Raw genomic sequence first — 18,579 nt, forward strand, 5'->3', positions numbered from 1 at the left:
GCTGCCGGCGCCGGCTCAGCTATGTCCGGACACCGTGAGGACGATTAGGACACAGTTCAGTCCGACGATCAGCGCGGCACTGGTCCAACCGGCAAGCCGCAGCGGCTTGGAATCCACATGGATGCCCATCACTTCGCGGCTGCCGGTGAGCCGGATCAGGGGGATCAGCGCGAATGGAATCCCGAAGCTGAGGAGCACCTGGCTCAAGACGAGGGCAAGCGTCGGCTCTATCCCGGCACCCAGGACCACCAGTGCCGGGATCAAGGTGATGATCCGCCGGACCAGGAGGGGCACCCTCACCTTCAGGAGGCCGCCCATGATCGTGGCTCCGGCGTAGCAGCCAACCGAGGTGGAGGCCAGGCCGGAGGCAAGGAGGCCTACGGCAAAGACGACGCCGATCACCGGCCCGAGTGCCGACGTCACAGCAGCATGCGCCCCGGCAATGGTGTCGGTTCCTTCCACCCCGCGGAGGCTGGTGGCGGCCAGCAGCAGCATGGCGATGTTGACGATTCCGGCAAGAAGCAGGGCACCGGCGACGTCAACGCGCGTTGCCCGGATGAGCCTGGACCGGACCCCGGGATCAGGCGAGAAGCCATGCCGGTCCCGTGCCAGGGCCGAGTGCAGGTAGATCGCGTGCGGCATGACCGTTGCCCCGAGCATGCTGGCGGCCAGCAGAACCGTGTCAGTCCCCTCGAACCGCGGGACAAGGCCGGCCAGCGCACCGCCCGCGTCAGGCGGGCTGACGAACAGCCCCGAGACGAACCCCACCGCTATCACGCCCAGGAGCGTCAGGATGGCGATCTCGAAGGACTTCTGGCTGCGGTGCGATTGAAGGGCCAGCAACAGCATGGAGGCAACACCAATGATGAATCCACCGGCCAGCAGGGGCACTCCGAAAAGGAGGTTCAGCGCGACAGCGCCACCGATCACTTCGGCCATGTCCGTAGCCCCGGCCACAAGCTCTGCCTGGGCCCAGTAGGCGCGGCGGCGCCGGGTACCCAGGCGCTTGCCCAGGATCTCCGGCAGGCTCATGCCGGTGGCGAGACCAAGCTTCGCGGATTGGTACTGGATCAGCACCGCCATGGCGTTGGCGGCCACGAGGACCCACACCAGCAGGTACCCGAAGTTGGCCCCGGCCGTCAGGTTTGCGGCGACATTGCCCGGGTCCACGTACGCGATAGCCGCCACAAAGGCGGGTCCGAGCAGCAGGAGCCGGGACCAGGCCTTGGGGCCTGCAGGTCCGGCCGTCAGTGTGGGAGCAGCCATTACGTGTCCTCATCGTTGCGGGCATCTACAAGACGAGGATAGCGCGAATTTAGATATACCGAAAAGTAGGGCTACGGTGTACCAGCGAATCTGCTCCGCACGGTGTTACTGGTTCTTGTTGGACCTGTTGATCCGTTTGGCGCGATCGATCTCGTGCCGGAAATACCTTTTGGCCCAAAACGCCCCGGCGACGACGACAACCGCGATGATCAGGAAAATAAGCCACCCCATGATGGACTCCTTTCAGTGCTGAAACAGTATCAGGGCGCGTTCCCGGCCTTGTCCTCACCAGCGTTGCCACGGTTGAGGCGCCAGACCGCAAAAGCAATAAGGCCGACGGCCACCACGGTCAGGAGCGCAAACGTGTACTGCCGCATTGCCCAAAGGACGCAGACGGCAATCCCCGCGGCGCCCCACCTGACAAAGAGCCTGTCACCAAGGACCAGCCCGGCGACCAGAAGCACGGCGAGCCATACCAGTACCCACAATTGCTGTGAGGCTTCACCCCCGAACACTGTGCCCGCCCCTGACAGGCTGAGCAGCCCCGCGGCGGCACACACATAGCGCCGGCCGATGGTGCGACTGTTCGCCAGGTATCGCAGGCCAGCCAGCACGGAGGCCAGCAGCATGTACCACTGCGCCACCCAGAAGGGGTCCGCGTGGGAATCGGCTGGCCACGGCAGGAGTCCTTGGACTGCGCCGAACTCGAACAGGGCGGCCCGCTGGACAGCAGCCACGATCGCGAATGCCCCCAGCTCCGCTGCAGGGCGGCGCATGCGGGGTGTCGCTTCGGCGACAGCAACAGCGGCGGCGGCAACGAGGACGCCCACACCGGTCCAGGAAGTTCCATCACGGTAGAGGCCCGCAAGCGCTGCCAGGAGAAGGCCGGCAAAAGCGCCGCCGGCCAAGGACCAGCGCCGGAACGGATCATCCGTTAGGGCCCTGGACCGTGCCCGGCGCACGGCGTAGAGCCCCGCTGCCGCCACGCCTGGCCCTGCCAGCCATGGCAGGTACTGTGCCCACTCCCCCGGGCCATTGCCCTCGGATTCTCCCAGCCAGGCGGCCGCCAGCATGAAGGCTCCGCCGAGCACGGCGGCCGCAGCCGGCGGATAGAGGAGCGGCCTCGCTTCCACATGGGACGCCGTCAGCAGGACCGTTGCAACGGCAAGCACGGAAGCTCCCGGAACCCAGTGGGAAGCCTGGGGCGACACAGCCAACGCCGCAGCGGTGAATGTGACTGCTGCGGCGAGCCACAGGCGGCGCTCCGGGCCCGTAGAGACACTGCGGCGCTGCCACTCCGGACCGGCGGCGGCTGCCGCAAGGCCCAGGAGCAGAAGCACAACGGCTGTCCCGGTGAAGCTGAAGGCAGCCACGTCCCCGAAAGCAACCACCGGGCTGAGGGACAATACGCCGAAGAGCAGCCCGTAAACGCCGAAGTACAGCGCACCCCGGGCAACGAACAACCTGCGGGCCACGGCGGCCGACACCACCAGCAGCCCGAGCTCTAGAAGCAACACCCAACGGCCCGCGGCGTCCACCCCGGTTCCACCGCCCGGCAGCGGAGCACCAAGGGTCGGGCCAAGCCGCAACGCCCCGTGCTGCACGGCGTACACCAAGGGCAGCAGAGCCTGGCCTGCAAGGGTGATCCACACGGCGGCCTGCTGGAAGGGCACGGCAGCGAGCCGGAAACGCATCAACCAGCGAATGACATGCTGGGCAGCAAGGACGAGCGCAAAGGTTACGGAAACAGCGGTGGGTGACGCCGTCACGTCGTCGCTGAGCACCAAGGCAAGGACGGCAGTCAGGACGCGCGCGGCAACGAAGTACCACCCTTTGCTCCGAGGCCGGGGCACCGCTGCCACCATGACGCCGGCAAACACCGCGAAGACACCCAGCAGAACCTCCATTGCCCGGGCATTTCCGAGCGACAGGCCCGCGAGAACAATGAAGGACACAGGGGCAAAGACTCCAGCGGCCGGCTCCGTCCGCAGGACGTAGGCAGTCAGTGCGGCGGAAACTGCAGCTCCGGACACGGCAGCAAGGTGCTGCCAGCTCCCGGATGCCTGGAGCGCCAGGACAGCACAGGCGGCGAGCTGCAGCACGATGACACCGGCAGCGTCGAAAACTACGCCCGACGGGGCCCGTCGCAGGATCTTCGCGCCCAACGGCAGGGACAGCTGGGCAAAGAGGGCGGCGACGAGAACGGTGGCCGGATGCAGCGCCTCCCCTCCGACAACGAGGTTGCCGGTGCTGTGCTGCAACTGGGAGGACGCCGTCAACACCAAAACGGTTCCTGTCGCCCGGGCGGCCCACCAATAAGCCCACCGGTGCCCCAGCGCCGGGAGCCTGGACGCAGAAGCCACCAGGTACGCCAGCAGCAGCAAGAGGACCACATTCCCGGCCCCCTCCGTCAGCCTGCCAAACGCGAACGCCGCAAGCATCGCGCCCACCACCGGCGCCAGTACCTCTCCGGCGCCGGGCCGCCAGTTGCGCCAGTCCGCAGGTTTGCCGGTCAGCAAGAAGCCGGTCACGAGAGCAGCCGTGAGCAGGATCAGCGCTGACGCCCACACCAGCCCCTGGGACCCGAGGCCCGCGACTGACGAGAGGCTGGCGATGCTCCCAAGGCCGAGGAGCGTGAAGCCGACCAGGCTCATGCTGGGCGCCAGGGCTCTCATTCCGAAACGCTGCATCGCCGCAGAGAGAAGTTGCTGCACAGCCGCCGCGATCAGCAACGTGAACCACACGGCCCGGTTCTGCCCGGCGCCTTCGGTCAGGGCTGCTGCCAGCGCAGGAGCCAGCACCGTGCAGGCCAGGCGCGCGTTGAGCACCATGCGGTGCCGCAGTGCCCCGTCCGCCACGCAGGCCCGGACCGCCCAAAAGACGCAGGCCAGGAACAGCATCAGCGCAAACACGCCCTCACCGAGGTGCTGGCTGACGAGGGCTGCCAGCAACAGTGCCGGGAGTGGCGCGATCTCCGCGCGGCCGCGAAGCCTGGCAGCCAGCGCGAAGCCTGTGGCAAGGCTCAGCAGGACTGGAAACCACAGTGGCACCGGACTTGCAGATATCCGGGCCGGCAGGAAGAAGCCCGCGACGACGACGGCCAGCGCGTAGCCGGCCGTGGCCGCGAACTGGATGCCGAACGTGACGAACGCGTCACGCCGCCAGCGTGCCGTGCCCGCCTGCGGGCCGGCGTCGACCGTCCGTTGGTGCCCGCCGGACCCGCTTGCTGCCCGCGTGATCCAGCCTTCAAGGTGTCCGCCCATGAATGCCACTGCCACTGCCTGGGCGCCGACCACAACGGCAACGGTGAACAGGGCGACCGTCCCGCGTCCTGACACGTGCCAGATCCCCACCGTGGCCGCGATTGTCAGAGCCACCCTTGCGGCCCTGAAATACACCACCCGCAGACCAGCCGTCGTAACTGCAAACACGGCGAAGTATGCCCCGCAGGCGCCGAGGACCAGCGCATACTCGGCCTTGGTCAATCCCGGGCCACCGGGCAGGAACGGCGATAACGTGGCCGCAGCCGCGACACCTGGCACCACATAGGGGTGCAGTGCGGCAAGCGGCCCGGCGAAAATAGGCGGCAGCCAAGACGGGCGCCGATGCGACAACAACGTGAAGGCCACGGCCACGCTGATCATGGCCGCGAAATACCAAACGAGTGCTCCTCCGAGGACAGCAACCCCCGACCACGCCGTCGACACCACAAACGTCAACGAGAGGTAGGTCAGGACTTTACTGTCCAGCCTGATGGCGGCCGCCACATAGGCAGCGGTCCCCAGCAGGGACGTCAGCAACCAGGTGGCCGGCCCGTTGTGCCAGGCAAAGTTGTACAGTGCCAGGCCCGAAACCGGCACCAGCGCCAGCCCGGTGCCGGTGAAGGCAACGGCGGCCGGCCTCAACCGGGCGATCTTTGCATGCAGCCCGAAGCCCAGACAGTAGAACGTTGCGGTGACGGCTCCAACACCGGCGAAGCGCAGCATCGGGGGCAAACTGCTCCCGACGAAGAGTGCCGCAGCCGCCACCAGGAGCATGCTTGCGACGTAGAGCGTGATGTTGATGTTCTGCCGGTCCCGGCGTTCCCGGCGCGCCTGACGCTCGGCCGGCGTGACGGCACGCGGCACGGCACGGGCACCCGATGGGACTGGCGCGGGGGGACGCGGCTGTACCGCCCGTCCGGGGCCGGAGACATTTCCCAACCGGTCGGCGTCGGCCTGCCGGGTCAGTGCGGAGGATGCCGGTGCGGGCTGCCCGAAAGCGGCTGCCGCAGCGAGCGTTCCGGCAACTGGCGGAAGCACAGGAGGAGCCGCGTCCACAGAGACCCGCGCCGGGTTCACTTCCTGCGCCGCGGGTTGGTCCGCACTGGCCGGACGCCGCATTTGGTCTACTTGAGCCATGGCGTCCAGCCACCCCTGCAGATGACCGGCGCGGTACCCTGCGGCATACGACTCGTCCCTCATGTCGGGCCTTCTTCCATAAGACAACGATCCCCATTTATTTATCAAACGACTGGATAAATGGTAGCAAAAGAAAACCCCGCTGCACTGGGCAGCGGGGTTTCCTGTGGATTACCGAATCAAGGATTCGGATGGTCCGTGATCAGCAGAAACTACTTGATGATCTTGGTGACACGTCCCGAACCAACGGTGCGGCCGCCTTCACGGATTGCGAAGCCGAGGCCCTCTTCCATTGCGATGGGCTGGATGAGCGCAACGGTCATCTCAGTGTTGTCGCCGGGCATAACCATTTCCGTGCCCTCGGGCAGGGTGATAACGCCGGTTACGTCCGTGGTGCGGAAGTAGAACTGCGGGCGGTAGTTTGAGTAGAACGGGTTGTGACGTCCGCCTTCGTCCTTGGAGAGGATGTAGACGTTGGCCTCGAAGTCGGTGTGCGGGGTGATGGAACCCGGCTTGACGACAACCTGGCCACGCTCGACATCGTCGCGCTTCAGACCGCGGAGCAGGAGGCCACAGTTCTCGCCGGCCCATGCTTCGTCGAGCTGCTTGTGGAACATCTCGATACCGGTAACCGTGGTCTTCTGGACCGGGCGGATACCGACGATCTCGACCTCGGAGTTGATGGCGAGGGTTCCACGCTCGGCGCGGCCCGTAACAACGGTGCCACGACCGGTGATGGTGAAGACGTCTTCGATCGGCATCAGGAACGGCTTGTCGCGGTCACGTACGGGGTCCGGAACGGACTCGTCGACTGCAGCCATCAGGTCCTCAACGGACTTGACCCACTCGGGGTCGCCTTCCAGGGCCTTCAGGCCGGAGACGCGGACAACCGGAGCGTTGTCGCCATCGAAGCCCTGCGAGCTCAGGAGCTCGCGAACTTCCATTTCGACGAGGTCGAGGAGCTCTTCGTCGTCAACCATGTCGGCCTTGTTCAGCGCGACCAGCAGGTAGGGAACACCAACCTGGCGGGCCAGCAGAACGTGCTCGCGGGTCTGAGCCATCGGGCCGTCGGTAGCGGCAACCACGAGGATTGCGCCGTCCATCTGGGCAGCACCGGTGATCATGTTCTTGATGTAGTCAGCGTGGCCGGGGGCGTCAACGTGTGCGTAGTGACGCTTCTCGGTCTGGTACTCCACGTGGGAGATGTTGATGGTAATACCGCGCTGACGCTCTTCGGGTGCAGAGTCGATCGACGCGAAGTCACGCTTCTCGTTGAGAGTCGGGTACTTGTCGTACAGCACCTTGGAAATGGCGGCCGTCAGCGTCGTCTTACCGTGGTCAACGTGACCAATGGTGCCGATGTTGACGTGCGGCTTAGTCCGCTCGAACTTTGCCTTTGCCACAGGTTCCTCCTAGAACGTTTTCAAATGACATACCCTCCTGCCGCTCTTGTCGCGGCAGAAACTCAGGTAAGTCTACTTGGGGGGCTTTGGATTGGTGAAATTGCAGATTCAGGAACTAATACTAGTCCCTAGAGCCTGTTCGTGCAGATGGCCGGGACCCGGCTTGACCGGACGAATCCGACCGAGCCCCGGCCACCTGCACCGGCTGTGCTTTCCGTAACCGGCAAGCGCACCCGAGTTTTTCGCTGCGAAAAGTCCGAAGGACTACTCGCCGCGGGTCTTCTGGATGATCTCGTCGGCAACTGCCTTCGGGACCTCGGCGTAGCTGTTGAACGTCATGGAGTACACAGCACGGCCCTGGGTCTTCGAGCGCAGGTCACCGATGTAGCCGAACATGCCGGACAGCGGAACGTGCGCACGGATGACCTTGACGCCCTGTGCATCTTCCATGGACTGCATCTGGCCACGGCGGGAGTTGAGGTCACCGATAACTTCACCCATGTATTCCTCAGGGGTGCGGACCTCGACATCCATCAGCGGTTCAAGCAGAACCGGGTTCGCCTTGCGCGCAGCTTCCTTGAAAGCCATGCGGCCGGCGATCTTGAACGCCATTTCCGAAGAGTCAACATCGTGGTACGCGCCGTCAATCAGCGTGGCCTTGATGCCGACAACCGGGTAGCCGGCCAGGACGCCGTCGTTCAGCGCATCCTGGATGCCCGCGTCAACGGACGGGATGTACTCGCGGGGAACGCGGCCACCGGTGACCTTGTTCTCAAACTCGTACAGCTCGCCCTCGGCGGTGTCCAGCGGCTCGATCGCGATCTGGATCTTTGCGAACTGGCCCGAACCACCGGTCTGCTTCTTGTGCGTGTAGTCGTGGCGTTCGACGGCGCGCTTGATGGTTTCGCGGTAAGCAACCTGGGGCTTGCCCACGTTGGCCTCGACCTTGAATTCGCGGCGCATGCGGTCCACCAGGATGTCCAGGTGGAGCTCGCCCATGCCGGCGATGATGGTCTGGCCGGTGTCTTCGTTGAGGGACACCTGGAAGGTGGGGTCCTCAGCGGAGAGCTTCTGGATGGCCGTGGAGAGCTTCTCCTGGTCACCCTTGGTGTTCGGCTCGATGGCAACCGAGATCACGGGCTCCGGGAAGCTCATGGACTCGAGCACGATCTGGTTGTTGGCATCGCACAGGGTGTCGCCCGTGGTGGTGTCCTTCAGACCGATGGCTGCATAGATGTGGCCGGCGGTAGCACCCTCGACGGGCATTTCCTTGTTGGCGTGCATCTGGAACAGCTTGCCGATGCGCTCCTTCTTGCCCTTGGTGGAGTTGACCACCTGGGCGCCTGCTTCCACGTGACCGGAGTACACGCGGATGAAGGTGAGCTGGCCGAAGAAGGGGTGGGCCGCAATCTTGAAGGCCAGAGCCGAGAAGGGCTCTTCCGAGGAAGGCTTGCGGGTCAGTTCCTTCTCTTCGTCGCGAGGATCGTGGCCGACCATCGGGGGGACGTCGAGCGGGTTCGGCAGGTAGTCCACCACGGCATCGAGCATCGGCTGGACGCCGCGGTTCTTGAAGGCGGAGCCACAGAAGATCGGGTACAGCTCGGAGTTGATGGTCATCTTGCGGATGCCGGCCTTGAGCTCGTCGATCGAGATCTCTTCGCCCTCGAGGTACTTCTCCATGAGTTCCTCAGAGGACTCGGCGACCGTCTCAACGAGGTTCGCGCGGTACTCTTCAGCCTTTTCCTGCAGGTCGGCAGGGATCTCGCGGATTTCGTACTTGGCACCCATGGTCACGTCGCCCTTGGCGTCGCCCGGCCAAACCAGGGCACGCATGTAAAGCAGGTCGACGACGCCGATGAAGTCGTTCTCGGCACCGATGGGCAGCTGCATGACCAGCGGCTTGGCACCGAGGCGGCTGATGATGGTGTCTACGGTGAAGTAAAAGTCAGCACCGAGCTTGTCCATCTTGTTGACGAAGCAGATACGCGGAACGTTGTACTTGTCAGCCTGGCGCCAAACGGTTTCCGACTGCGGCTCAACGCCTTCCTTGCCATCGAAGACGGCAACTGCACCGTCGAGGACGCGCAGGGAGCGCTCAACCTCAACCGTGAAGTCAACGTGGCCGGGGGTGTCGATGATGTTGATCTGGTTGTTCTCCCAGAAGCAGGTCACGGCGGCAGACGTGATGGTGATGCCGCGTTCCTTTTCCTGTTCCATCCAGTCAGTGGTCGAAGCGCCGTCGTGCGTTTCGCCGATCTTGTGGTTCACACCCGTGTAGAACAGGATGCGCTCGGTTGTGGTGGTCTTGCCGGCATCAATGTGGGCCATGATGCCGATGTTGCGGACCTTACTAAGGTCGGTAAGCACGTCCTGTGCCACGGGGTCTCCTTTTGGGATGGACTACACGTTCGCCGCCGGCTCTGTTGAGCCGGCGGCGCCCGGGGAGTATTACCAGCGGTAGTGTGCGAAGGCCTTGTTGGACTCGGCCATCTTGTGGGTGTCTTCGCGACGCTTCACAGCGGCACCGAGACCGTTGGACGCATCCAGGATTTCGTTCTGGAGGCGCTCGGTCATCGTCTTTTCACGGCGGGCCTTGGAGTAGCCAACCAGCCAGCGCAGGGCGAGTGCGGTGGAGCGGCCCGGCTTGACCTCAACCGGGACCTGGTAGGTGGCGCCACCGACACGGCGGGAGCGAACTTCAAGCGAAGGCTTGACGTTGTCCATGGCCTTCTTCAGCGCTGCGACGGGGTCACCACCGGACTTGGCGCGTGCGCCTTCGAGGGCACCGTAGACGATGCGCTCTGCAGTGGACTTCTTGCCGTCAACAAGCACCTTGTTGATGAGCTGGGTTACCAGCGGGGAGCCGTAAACCGGATCCGAAACGAGCGGCCGCTTGGGGGCCGGACCCTTGCGAGGCATATTACTTCTTCTCCATCTTTGCGCCGTAGCGGCTGCGGGCCTGCTTACGGTTCTTCACGCCCTGGGTATCAAGGGCGCCACGGACGATCTTGTAGCGGACACCGGGGAGGTCCTTAACACGACCACCGCGGACGAGCACAATGGAGTGCTCCTGCAGGTTGTGGCCAACACCGGGGATGTAGGCGGTAACTTCCACGCCGCCGTTGAGGCGAACACGCGCCACCTTACGCAGAGCCGAGTTCGGCTTCTTCGGGGTGGTGGTGTAAACGCGGGTGCAAACACCGCGGCGCATGGGGCTGCCCTTAAGCGCGGGAGCCTTGGTCTTTGAGACCTTAGGCGTGCGGCCCTTGCGGACCAGCTGGTTAATCGTAGGCACTCTCGTGTTCTCCGTTTTATCCGGAGTGGCTGTTTCCGGCCACTCTCTTGTTGCGTTGCCCCGCCGCCCGAGCCCTGAAGAGGATCTTCATGGCGGCGAAGGCGAAGCCTTTAATAGTCGGATCGCATACCGGGAAGGAGCTTGCGATCCCATCAGTCCCTAGGCATGCAAAAATGTGGCATACGTTGCACAAGAACCCTGCAAACCGGAAACGTCGCTCTGGTCCAACCTTTCAGCTGATACCGGCGCACTCATCCACTGCCACAATAACAATTGGTAACCAGTCTACCACGGACAGTGTCCAGGCCTTAATCGACGGGTTAAAGGGGGATGGTCCCCCACCGTGCGGTGCGGGACCATCCCTTTCGGCTAAGCCGGCTTCTGCTGGTTAGCGGAAGTCGTTGCCGAGGTCGTAGTCATCCAGCGGGATGGCGTGGAACTCGGGAGCTCCGTCACCGCCCAGGGTGTCGTACGAGAAATCGCTGAATGCACTGGGGCCGGTGAACAGGTTGGCCTTCGCTTCTTCAGTGGGCTCGACCGTGACCTCCGTGTAGCGCGGGAGGCCCGTGCCGGCGGGGATCAGCTTACCGATGATGACGTTCTCCTTCAGGCCAAGCAGCGGATCGCTCTTGCCTTCCATGGCCGCCTGCGTCAGGACGCGGGTGGTCTCCTGGAAGGAAGCGGCCGAGAGCCAGGACTCGGTGGCCAGCGACGCCTTGGTGATGCCCATGAGCTCAGGACGTCCGGAAGCCGGAGTCTTGCCCTCGGACACAACGCGGCGGTTGGCCTCCTCGAACCGGCTCCGCTCGGCGAGCTCGCCGGGCAGCAAGTCCGATTCACCGGACTCGATGACCGTGACGCGCCGCAGCATCTGGCGGACGATAACCTCGACGTGCTTGTCGTGGATACCGATGCCCTGGCTGCGGTAGACGCCCTGGACCTCGTCCACCAGGAACTTCTGGGCGGCACGCGGACCCATGATGCGCAGGACCTGCTTGGGGTCCACGGGACCGTTGATCAGCTTCTGGCCAACGGTGACGTGGTCACCGTCTTCGATGAGCAGGCGTGAACGGCGCAGGACCGGGTAAGCGATCTCTTCCGTTCCGTCATCCGGGGTGATGACCAGGCGCATCTGGCGCTCGGACTCTTCGATGGTGATGCGGCCGGCTGCTTCGGCAATCGGCGCGACACCCTTCGGAGTACGGGCTTCGAAGAGCTCCTGGATACGGGGCAGACCCTGGGTGATGTCGTCGCCACCGCCGGCGGAAACTGCACCACCGGTGTGGAACGTACGCATGGTCAGCTGGGTACCGGGTTCACCGATGGACTGTGCGGCAATGATGCCCACGGCCTCGCCGATGTCCACGGTCTTGCCGGTGGCCAGCGAACGGCCGTAGCACAGGGCGCAGGTGCCGACGCTGGACTCACAGGTGAGGACCGAGCGGACCTTGACCTCGGTGATGCCTGCCTTGAAGAGTTCCGCGATGACGACGTCGCCGCAGTCGGTGCCGGCGGCTGCGAGGACATTGCCCTCGGAGTCCACGACGTCGACGGCCAGCGTACGGGCGTAGGCGCTGTTCTCGACGTTCTCGTCCAGGACGAGCTCACCGTTGGAATCGGCGACGGCGATGGGCGTGACCAAGCCGCGCTCGGTGCCGCAGTCTTCTTCACGGACGATGACATCCTGCGAGACGTCCACCAGGCGACGGGTCAGGTAACCCGAGTTGGCGGTACGCAGGGCGGTATCGGCCAGGCCCTTACGGGCACCGTGCGTGGCGATGAAGTATTCCAGCACCGACAGGCCCTCACGGTAGGAGGACTTGATGGGGCGCGGGATGATCTCACCCTTCGGGTTGGCCACCAGGCCACGGATACCCGCGATCTGGCGGACCTGCATCCAGTTACCACGTGCACCGGAGGACACCATGCGGTTGATGGTGTTCATCGGTGAGAGGCTCTCGCGCATCACCGAGGCGATGTCGTTGGTGGCCTTGTTCCAGATCTCGATCAGTTCCTGGCGACGCTCGTCGTCGTCGATCAGGCCCTTGTCGTACTGGCCCTGGATCTTGGCGGCCCGTTCCTCGTAACCGGCAAGGATTTCCGGCTTGGCAGCCGGGACCTCGATGTCGGAGATGGCAACCGTGACGCCTGAGCGGGTGGCCCAGTAGAAACCGGCGTCCTTCAGGTTGTCCAGCGTTGCCGCGGTGACGACCTTCGGGTAGCGCTCGGCGAGGTCGTTGACGATCCGGGACAGCTCGCCCTTGTCGGCAACAGCCTCGACCCAGGGGTAGTCCTCGGGCAGGGTCTCGTTGAAGAGGACCTGGCCCAGGGAGGTCTGGACGAGAGCGGGCTGACCCTGCTCCCAGCCTTCCGGAGCTTCCCAGCCGGCGTAGGGCACGAAGCCTTCGAGCCGGATCTTGACCTGCGAGTTCAGGTGCAGCTCGCGGGCGTCGAACGCCATGATGGCTTCCGAAACCGAACCGAAGATGCGGCCTTCACCGGCTGAACCCTTGCGCTTGGTGGTCAGGTGGTAGAGGCCGATGATCATATCCTGCGAGGGCAGGGTGACCGGGCGTCCGTCGGAGGGCTTCAGGATGTTGTTCGAGGACAGCATCAGGATGCGGGCCTCAGCCTGCGCCTCGGGGCTCAGCGGCAGGTGGACTGCCATCTGGTCACCGTCGAAGTCTGCGTTGAACGCGCCACAAACCAGCGGGTGCAGCTGGATTGCCTTGCCTTCAACAAGCTGCGGCTCGAACGCCTGGATGCCCAGGCGGTGCAGGGTGGGTGCACGGTTGAGCAGCACCGGGTGTTCGGTGATGATCTCTTCGAGAACGTCCCAGACCTGCGGGCGGTAGCGCTCCACCATCCGCTTGGCCGACTTGATGTTCTGGGCGTGGTTGAGGTCAACCAGGCGCTTCATCACGAACGGCTTGAAGAGCTCCAGGGCCATCTGCTTGGGCAGGCCGCACTGGTGCAGCTTCAGCTGCGGGCCGACGACGATGACCGAACGGCCGGAGTAGTCGACGCGCTTGCCGAGGAGGTTCTGGCGGAAACGGCCCTGCTTGCCCTTGAGCATGTCGCTCAAGGACTTCAGCGGACGGTTGCCCGGTCCGGTGACCGGACGGCCGCGGCGGCCGTTGTCGAAGAGGCTGTCAACAGCTTCCTGAAGCATGCGCTTCTCGTTGTTGACGATGATCTCCGGAGCACCAAGGTCAAGCAGGCGCTTGAGGCGGTTGTTCCGGTTGATCACGCGGCGGTAGAGGTCGTTCAGGTCGGAGGTCGCGAAGCGGCCACCGTCCAGCTGGACCATCGGGCGCAGTTCCGGCGGGATCACCGGGACGGCGTCGAGCACCATGCCGAGCGGGCTGTTGTTGGTGGTCAGGAACGCGTTGACCACCTTCAGGCGCTTGAGGGCGCGGGTCTTGCGCTGGCCCTTGCCGTTGGCGATGATGTCGCGCAGCAGGTCGGACTCAGCCTGCATGTCGAAGTTCTCAAGACGCTTCTTGATGGCCTCGGCACCCATGGAGCCTTCGAAGTACATGCCGTAGCGGTCGCGCAGTTCGCGGTACAGGCCTTCGTCACCTTCGAGGTCCGCGACCTTGAGGTTCTTGAAGCGGTCCCAGACCTGCTCGAGGCGCTCGATGTCGGCGTCGGCGCGCTTGCGCACGTTGGCCATCTGGCGGTCGGCGGAGTCGCGGGCCTTCTTCTTGTCCGCTGCCTTGGCGCCTTCGCCCTCGAGGCGTGCGATTTCGCCTTCGAGGTCGCGGGCGATCGCGGCGATGTCGGCGTCGCGGTTGTCGATCAGCTGCTTCTTCTCGATGTCGTGCTCAACCTGCAGGTTGGGCAGTTCCTCGTGGCGGGCGGCCTCGTCGACGCTGGTGATCATGTAGGCGGCGAAGTAGATGACCTTTTCGAGGTCCTTCGGAGCCAGGTCAAGGAGGTAGCCCAGGCGGGACGGAACACCCTTGAAGTACCAGATGTGCGTGACGGGAGCGGCCAGCTCGATGTGGCCCATGCGCTCACGGCGGACCTTGGCGCGGGTGACTTCGACGCCACAGCGCTCACAGATGATGCCCTTGAAGCGCACGCGCTTGTACTTGCCGCAGTAGCACTCCCAGTCCCGGGACGGGCCGAAGATCTTCTCGCAGAAGAGGCCGTCCTTCTCGGGCTTGAGCGTGCGGTAGTTGATGGTTTCCGGCTTCTTAACCTCGCCGTACGACCAGCCGCGGATGTCTTCCGCGGTGGCGAGGCCGATCTGCATGAGGCCGAAGGAGGATTCGCTGGACATATGGTCCCTGTTCTCTCTTGTTCTCTAAATTCTGAAGTCTTGACGGCGCCGGGGTTTCGACAGCTCAACCACCGGGCGCCCTGGGTGCGGGAGGAGGGAGGGGGCGTACGACGGCGGGTGGTCACCCGCCGTCGTCAGCCTCCTGCTAGACCTCTTCTACGGAGCTGGGCTCTGCGCGAGACAGATCGATGCCCAGTTCTTCCGCAGCCGTGAAGACTGCGTCATCAGAGTCACGCATTTCAATTGTGGTTCCGTCCGTGGAAAGCACTTCCACGTTCAGGCACAGCGACTGCATTTCCTTGATCAAGACCTTGAAGGATTCGGGAACACCCGGCTCGGGGATGTTCTCGCCCTTGACGATCGCTTCGTAGACCTTCACGCGGCCGTGGATGTCATCCGACTTGATCGTAAGGAGCTCCTGGAGCGTGTAGGCGGCGCCATAAGCTTCGAGCGCCCACACTTCCATTTCACCGAAGCGCTGGCCACCGAACTGTGCCTTACCACCCAGCGGCTGCTGCGTGATCATGGAGTACGGGCCGGTGGAGCGCGCGTGGATCTTGTCGTCCACCAGGTGGTGGAGCTTCAGGATGTACATGTAGCCGACCGAGATCGGATCCGGGAACGGTTCGCCGGAGCGGCCGTCAAACAAGCGGGTCTTGCCCGAGGAGTTGATCAGGCGGTCGCCGTCACGGGTCACGTTGGTGGAATCCAGCAGGCCCGTGATTTCCTCTTCGCGGGCACCGTCGAACACCGGCGTGGCAACAGTGGTGGGGCCACTCTCGCGCGGCAGGTTCGGCAGCTGCTTGACCCACTCGGGCTCGCCTTCGATCTTCCAGCCGGTCTTGGCAACCCAGCCGAGGTGCGTTTCGAGCACCTGGCCCACGTTCATGCGGCCCGGAACACCCAGCGGGTTCAGGACGATGTCAACGGGGGTGCCGTCGGCAAGGAAGGGCATGTCCTCGACCGGGAGGATCTTGGAGATAACGCCCTTGTTGCCGTGGCGGCCGGCGAGCTTGTCGCCGTCGGTGATCTTGCGCTTGGCGGCCACGTAGACGCGGACCAGCTGGTTCACGCCCGGGGGCAGCTCGTCGTCGTTGTCGCGGTCGAAGACGCGGACGCCGATGACGGTGCCGGACTCGCCGTGCGGCACCTTCAGGGAGGTGTCGCGCACTTCGCGGGACTTCTCACCGAAGATGGCGCGCAGCAGGCGCTCTTCCGGGGTCAGTTCGGTTTCACCCTTCGGGGTGACCTTTCCGACCAGGATGTCGCCTGCTTCAACCTCGGCACCGATGTGGATGATGCCGCGCTCGTCCAGGCCGGCCAGGACTTCCTCGGACACGTTGGGGATGTCACGGGTGATCTCCTCGGCACCAAGCTTGGTGTCGCGGGCATCGATCTCGTGCTCCTCGATGTGGATGGAGGAGAGGACGTCCTCGGCAACGATGCGCTGCGAGAGGATGATGGCGTCCTCGAAGTTGTGGCCTTCCCAGGACATGAATGCCACGAGCAGGTTCTTGCCGAGTGCAAGTTCACCCTGGTCCGTTGCCGGGCCGTCGGCGATGATGCCGCCGACTTCCAGGCGCTGGCCTTCGTTCACCAGGACGCGGTGGTTGTAGCAGTTGCCCTGGTTGGAACGGGCGAACTTGTTGATGCGGTAGTTGGTCTCGGTACCGTCGTCGTTGAGCATGATGACGAGCTCGGCGGAAACCTCGGTGACCACACCGGCCTTCTTGGCGATGACAACGTCACCTGCGTCGACGGCGGCGGCGCGTTCCATGCCGGTACCCACGAACGGGGCCTCGGAACGGACCAGCGGCACGGCCTGGCGCTGCATGTTGGCACCCATGAGTGCACGGTTGGCGTCGTCGTGCTCCAGGAACGGGATCAGGGCGGTTGCCACGGACACCATCTGGCGCGGGGAGACGTCCATGAACTCGACGTCGGCGGCGGGAACCAGGACAGGCTCGCCTCCACCACCACGGGCACGGACCAGGACAGTGTCCTCGGCGAACTTGTTGTTCTCGTCCAGCGGGGCGTTGGCCTGCGCGATCAGCACCTCGGCCTCGTCGTCGGCCGTCAGGTACTGGACGTCGTCGGACACGACGCCGTCCTTGACCAGCCGGTACGGGGTTTCGATGAAACCGAACGGGTTGATCCGGCCGTAGGACGCCAGCGAACCGATCAGGCCGATGTTCGGGCCTTCAGGAGTTTCGATGGGGCACATACGTCCGTAGTGGGACGGGTGCACGTCACGGACTTCCATGCCGGCACGGTCACGGGACAGACCACCCGGGCCAAGCGCGGACAGGCGGCGCTTGTGGGTCAGGCCCGAGAGCGGGTTGTTCTGGTCCATGAACTGGGACAGCTGGGACGTTCCGAAGAACTCCTTGATGGCTGCAACCACAGGGCGGATGTTGATCAGGGTCTGCGGCGTGATGGCCTCGACGTCCTGGGTGGTCATACGCTCGCGGACGACGCGCTCCATGCGGGACAGGCCGGTGCGGACCTGGTTCTCGATGAGCTCGCCGACGGCGCGGATGCGGCGGTTGCCGAAGTGGTCGATATCGTCGATTTCGACGCGCAGGTCCACTTCCTGGCCATCGCGGGTGCCCTTGATGGTCTTCTCGCCGGCGTGCAGCGCGACGAGGAACTTGATCATGGCAACGATGTCTTCAACGTGCAGGACCGAGGCTTCCTTGTCACCAAGGGAGCGGTCGATGCCGAGCTTGCGGTTGATCTTGTAGCGGCCAACCTTGGCCAGATCGTAGCGCTTGGAGTTGAAGTACAGGTTGTCCAGCAGGGACTGGGCAGCCTCGACGGTGGGCGGCTCGCCCGGACGCAGCTTGCGGTAGATGTCCAGCAGGGCGTCTTCGCGGGTCTCGGTGGCGTCCTTCTCCAGGGTTGCCCGCATGGAGTCGTACTGGCCGAACTCTTCGAGGATCTGGCCTTCGGTCCAGCCGAGGGCCTTCAGCAGGACGGTGACGGACTGCTTGCGCTTGCGGTCGAGGCGGACACCTACCTGGTCGCGCTTGTCGATCTCGAGCTCGAACCAGGCACCGCGGGACGGGATGATCTTGGCGGTGAAGATGTCCTTGTCGCTGGTCTTGTCAGCGGCGCGCTCGAAGTAGGCGCCCGGCGAACGGACCAGCTGTGAGACGACGACACGCTCGGTGCCGTTGACCACGAAGGTACCCTTCTCGGTCATCAGCGGGAAGTCGCCCATGAACACGGTCTGCTGCTTGATTTCGCCCGTGTTGTTGTTCATGAACTCGGCCTTCACGTACAGCGGAGCCGAGTACGTTGCGTCCCGGTCCTTGCACTCGGCCATTGTGTACTTGGGGTCAGCGAACTCCGGATCGGAGAAGCTCAGGGACATGGTGCCCTGGAAGTCCTCAATCGGGGAGATCTCTTCAAAGATGTCCGACAGGCCGGACGTGGTGGCGACGCTGAGATCGTTTTCTTCGACAGCCTTTGCCACGCGTGCCTGCCAGCGCTCATTGCCGACCAGCCAGTCGAAGCTGTCTGTCTGCAGGGCAAGCAGATTCGGAACGTCAAGAGGTTCGTGAATCTTTGCGAATGAGAGCCGGCGAGTGGCACCATCAGTGCTGTCGGCGGTGTTAGCGGTTTCGTTATTAGAGGTGCTCGAGGCGACCAAGAGGGATCCTTCCACAGACCTTCAGGCGTTTTCAGATCTCCCCCGCTGTGCACCCTGCGGAGTGACTCCGCAGCGCTACCATCCGGTTCCGCTATATGACCCGGGACCCGCGCTGACGATGCTGTGACGTTGTCACGGCACGTTTATTGCCAGCTGCCAGGCAAAGCCCACCGCTATATGAAGGCTGAAGGTAAACAGGGAAGACGCAAATATCTACGATACGGCAAAACAACCTACGTGTCTACCCCACATCCGGCCGGATTGCAAGCACC

General features: G+C 64.1%; 9 protein-coding genes. All 9 read right to left on the reverse strand.

The window, feature by feature from the left end; genetic code table 11:
- Window positions 1-15: 15 nt before the first annotated feature.
- Window positions 16-1,266, reverse strand: a complete 1,251-nt coding sequence (locus tag DFO47_RS00645) for an Nramp family divalent metal transporter (protein WP_018760457.1) — start codon at window positions 1,264-1,266, stop codon at window positions 16-18.
- A 105-nt stretch (window positions 1,267-1,371) separates the two neighbouring features.
- Window positions 1,372-1,497 carry a hypothetical protein gene (locus tag DFO47_RS21415; RefSeq protein WP_018760458.1) on the reverse strand — a complete coding sequence of 42 codons (126 nt, stop codon included), beginning with the start codon at window positions 1,495-1,497 and terminating at the stop codon, window positions 1,372-1,374.
- Between the two features lie 29 nt (window positions 1,498-1,526).
- Window positions 1,527-5,729, reverse strand: a complete 4,203-nt coding sequence (locus DFO47_RS00650; RefSeq protein ID WP_243835282.1) for a hypothetical protein — start codon at window positions 5,727-5,729, stop codon at window positions 1,527-1,529.
- A gap of 149 nt (window positions 5,730-5,878) precedes the next feature.
- Window positions 5,879-7,069: an elongation factor Tu gene (gene tuf, locus DFO47_RS00655; RefSeq protein WP_018760460.1), complete on the reverse strand. Its 1,191-nt coding sequence runs from the start codon at window positions 7,067-7,069 to the stop codon at window positions 5,879-5,881.
- Between the two features lie 264 nt (window positions 7,070-7,333).
- Entirely contained in the window at window positions 7,334-9,448 is a 2,115-nt protein-coding gene (gene fusA, locus DFO47_RS00660; protein WP_018760461.1) for an elongation factor G, read from the reverse strand.
- Window positions 9,449-9,517: 69 nt separating this feature from the next.
- Entirely contained in the window at window positions 9,518-9,988 is a 471-nt protein-coding gene (rpsG, locus tag DFO47_RS00665; RefSeq protein ID WP_003803829.1) for a 30S ribosomal protein S7, read from the reverse strand.
- 1 nt (window position 9,989) lies between these two features.
- The gene (rpsL, locus tag DFO47_RS00670) at window positions 9,990-10,364 is read right to left on the reverse strand and encodes a 30S ribosomal protein S12 (protein ID WP_009358312.1); all 375 of its coding nucleotides are present in this window, start codon (window positions 10,362-10,364) and stop codon (window positions 9,990-9,992) included.
- Between the two features lie 388 nt (window positions 10,365-10,752).
- Complete coding sequence (locus DFO47_RS00675) at window positions 10,753-14,652, reverse strand: DNA-directed RNA polymerase subunit beta' (RefSeq protein ID WP_018760462.1); 3,900 nt, start codon at window positions 14,650-14,652, stop codon at window positions 10,753-10,755.
- Between the two features lie 145 nt (window positions 14,653-14,797).
- The gene (gene rpoB, locus DFO47_RS00680; RefSeq protein ID WP_018760463.1) at window positions 14,798-18,307 is read right to left on the reverse strand and encodes a DNA-directed RNA polymerase subunit beta; all 3,510 of its coding nucleotides are present in this window, start codon (window positions 18,305-18,307) and stop codon (window positions 14,798-14,800) included.
- Window positions 18,308-18,579: the final 272 nt, after the last annotated feature.

It is taken from the genome of Arthrobacter sp. AG258, assembly GCF_004364695.1.
In the GTDB taxonomy this organism is placed as follows: domain Bacteria; phylum Actinomycetota; class Actinomycetes; order Actinomycetales; family Micrococcaceae; genus Arthrobacter.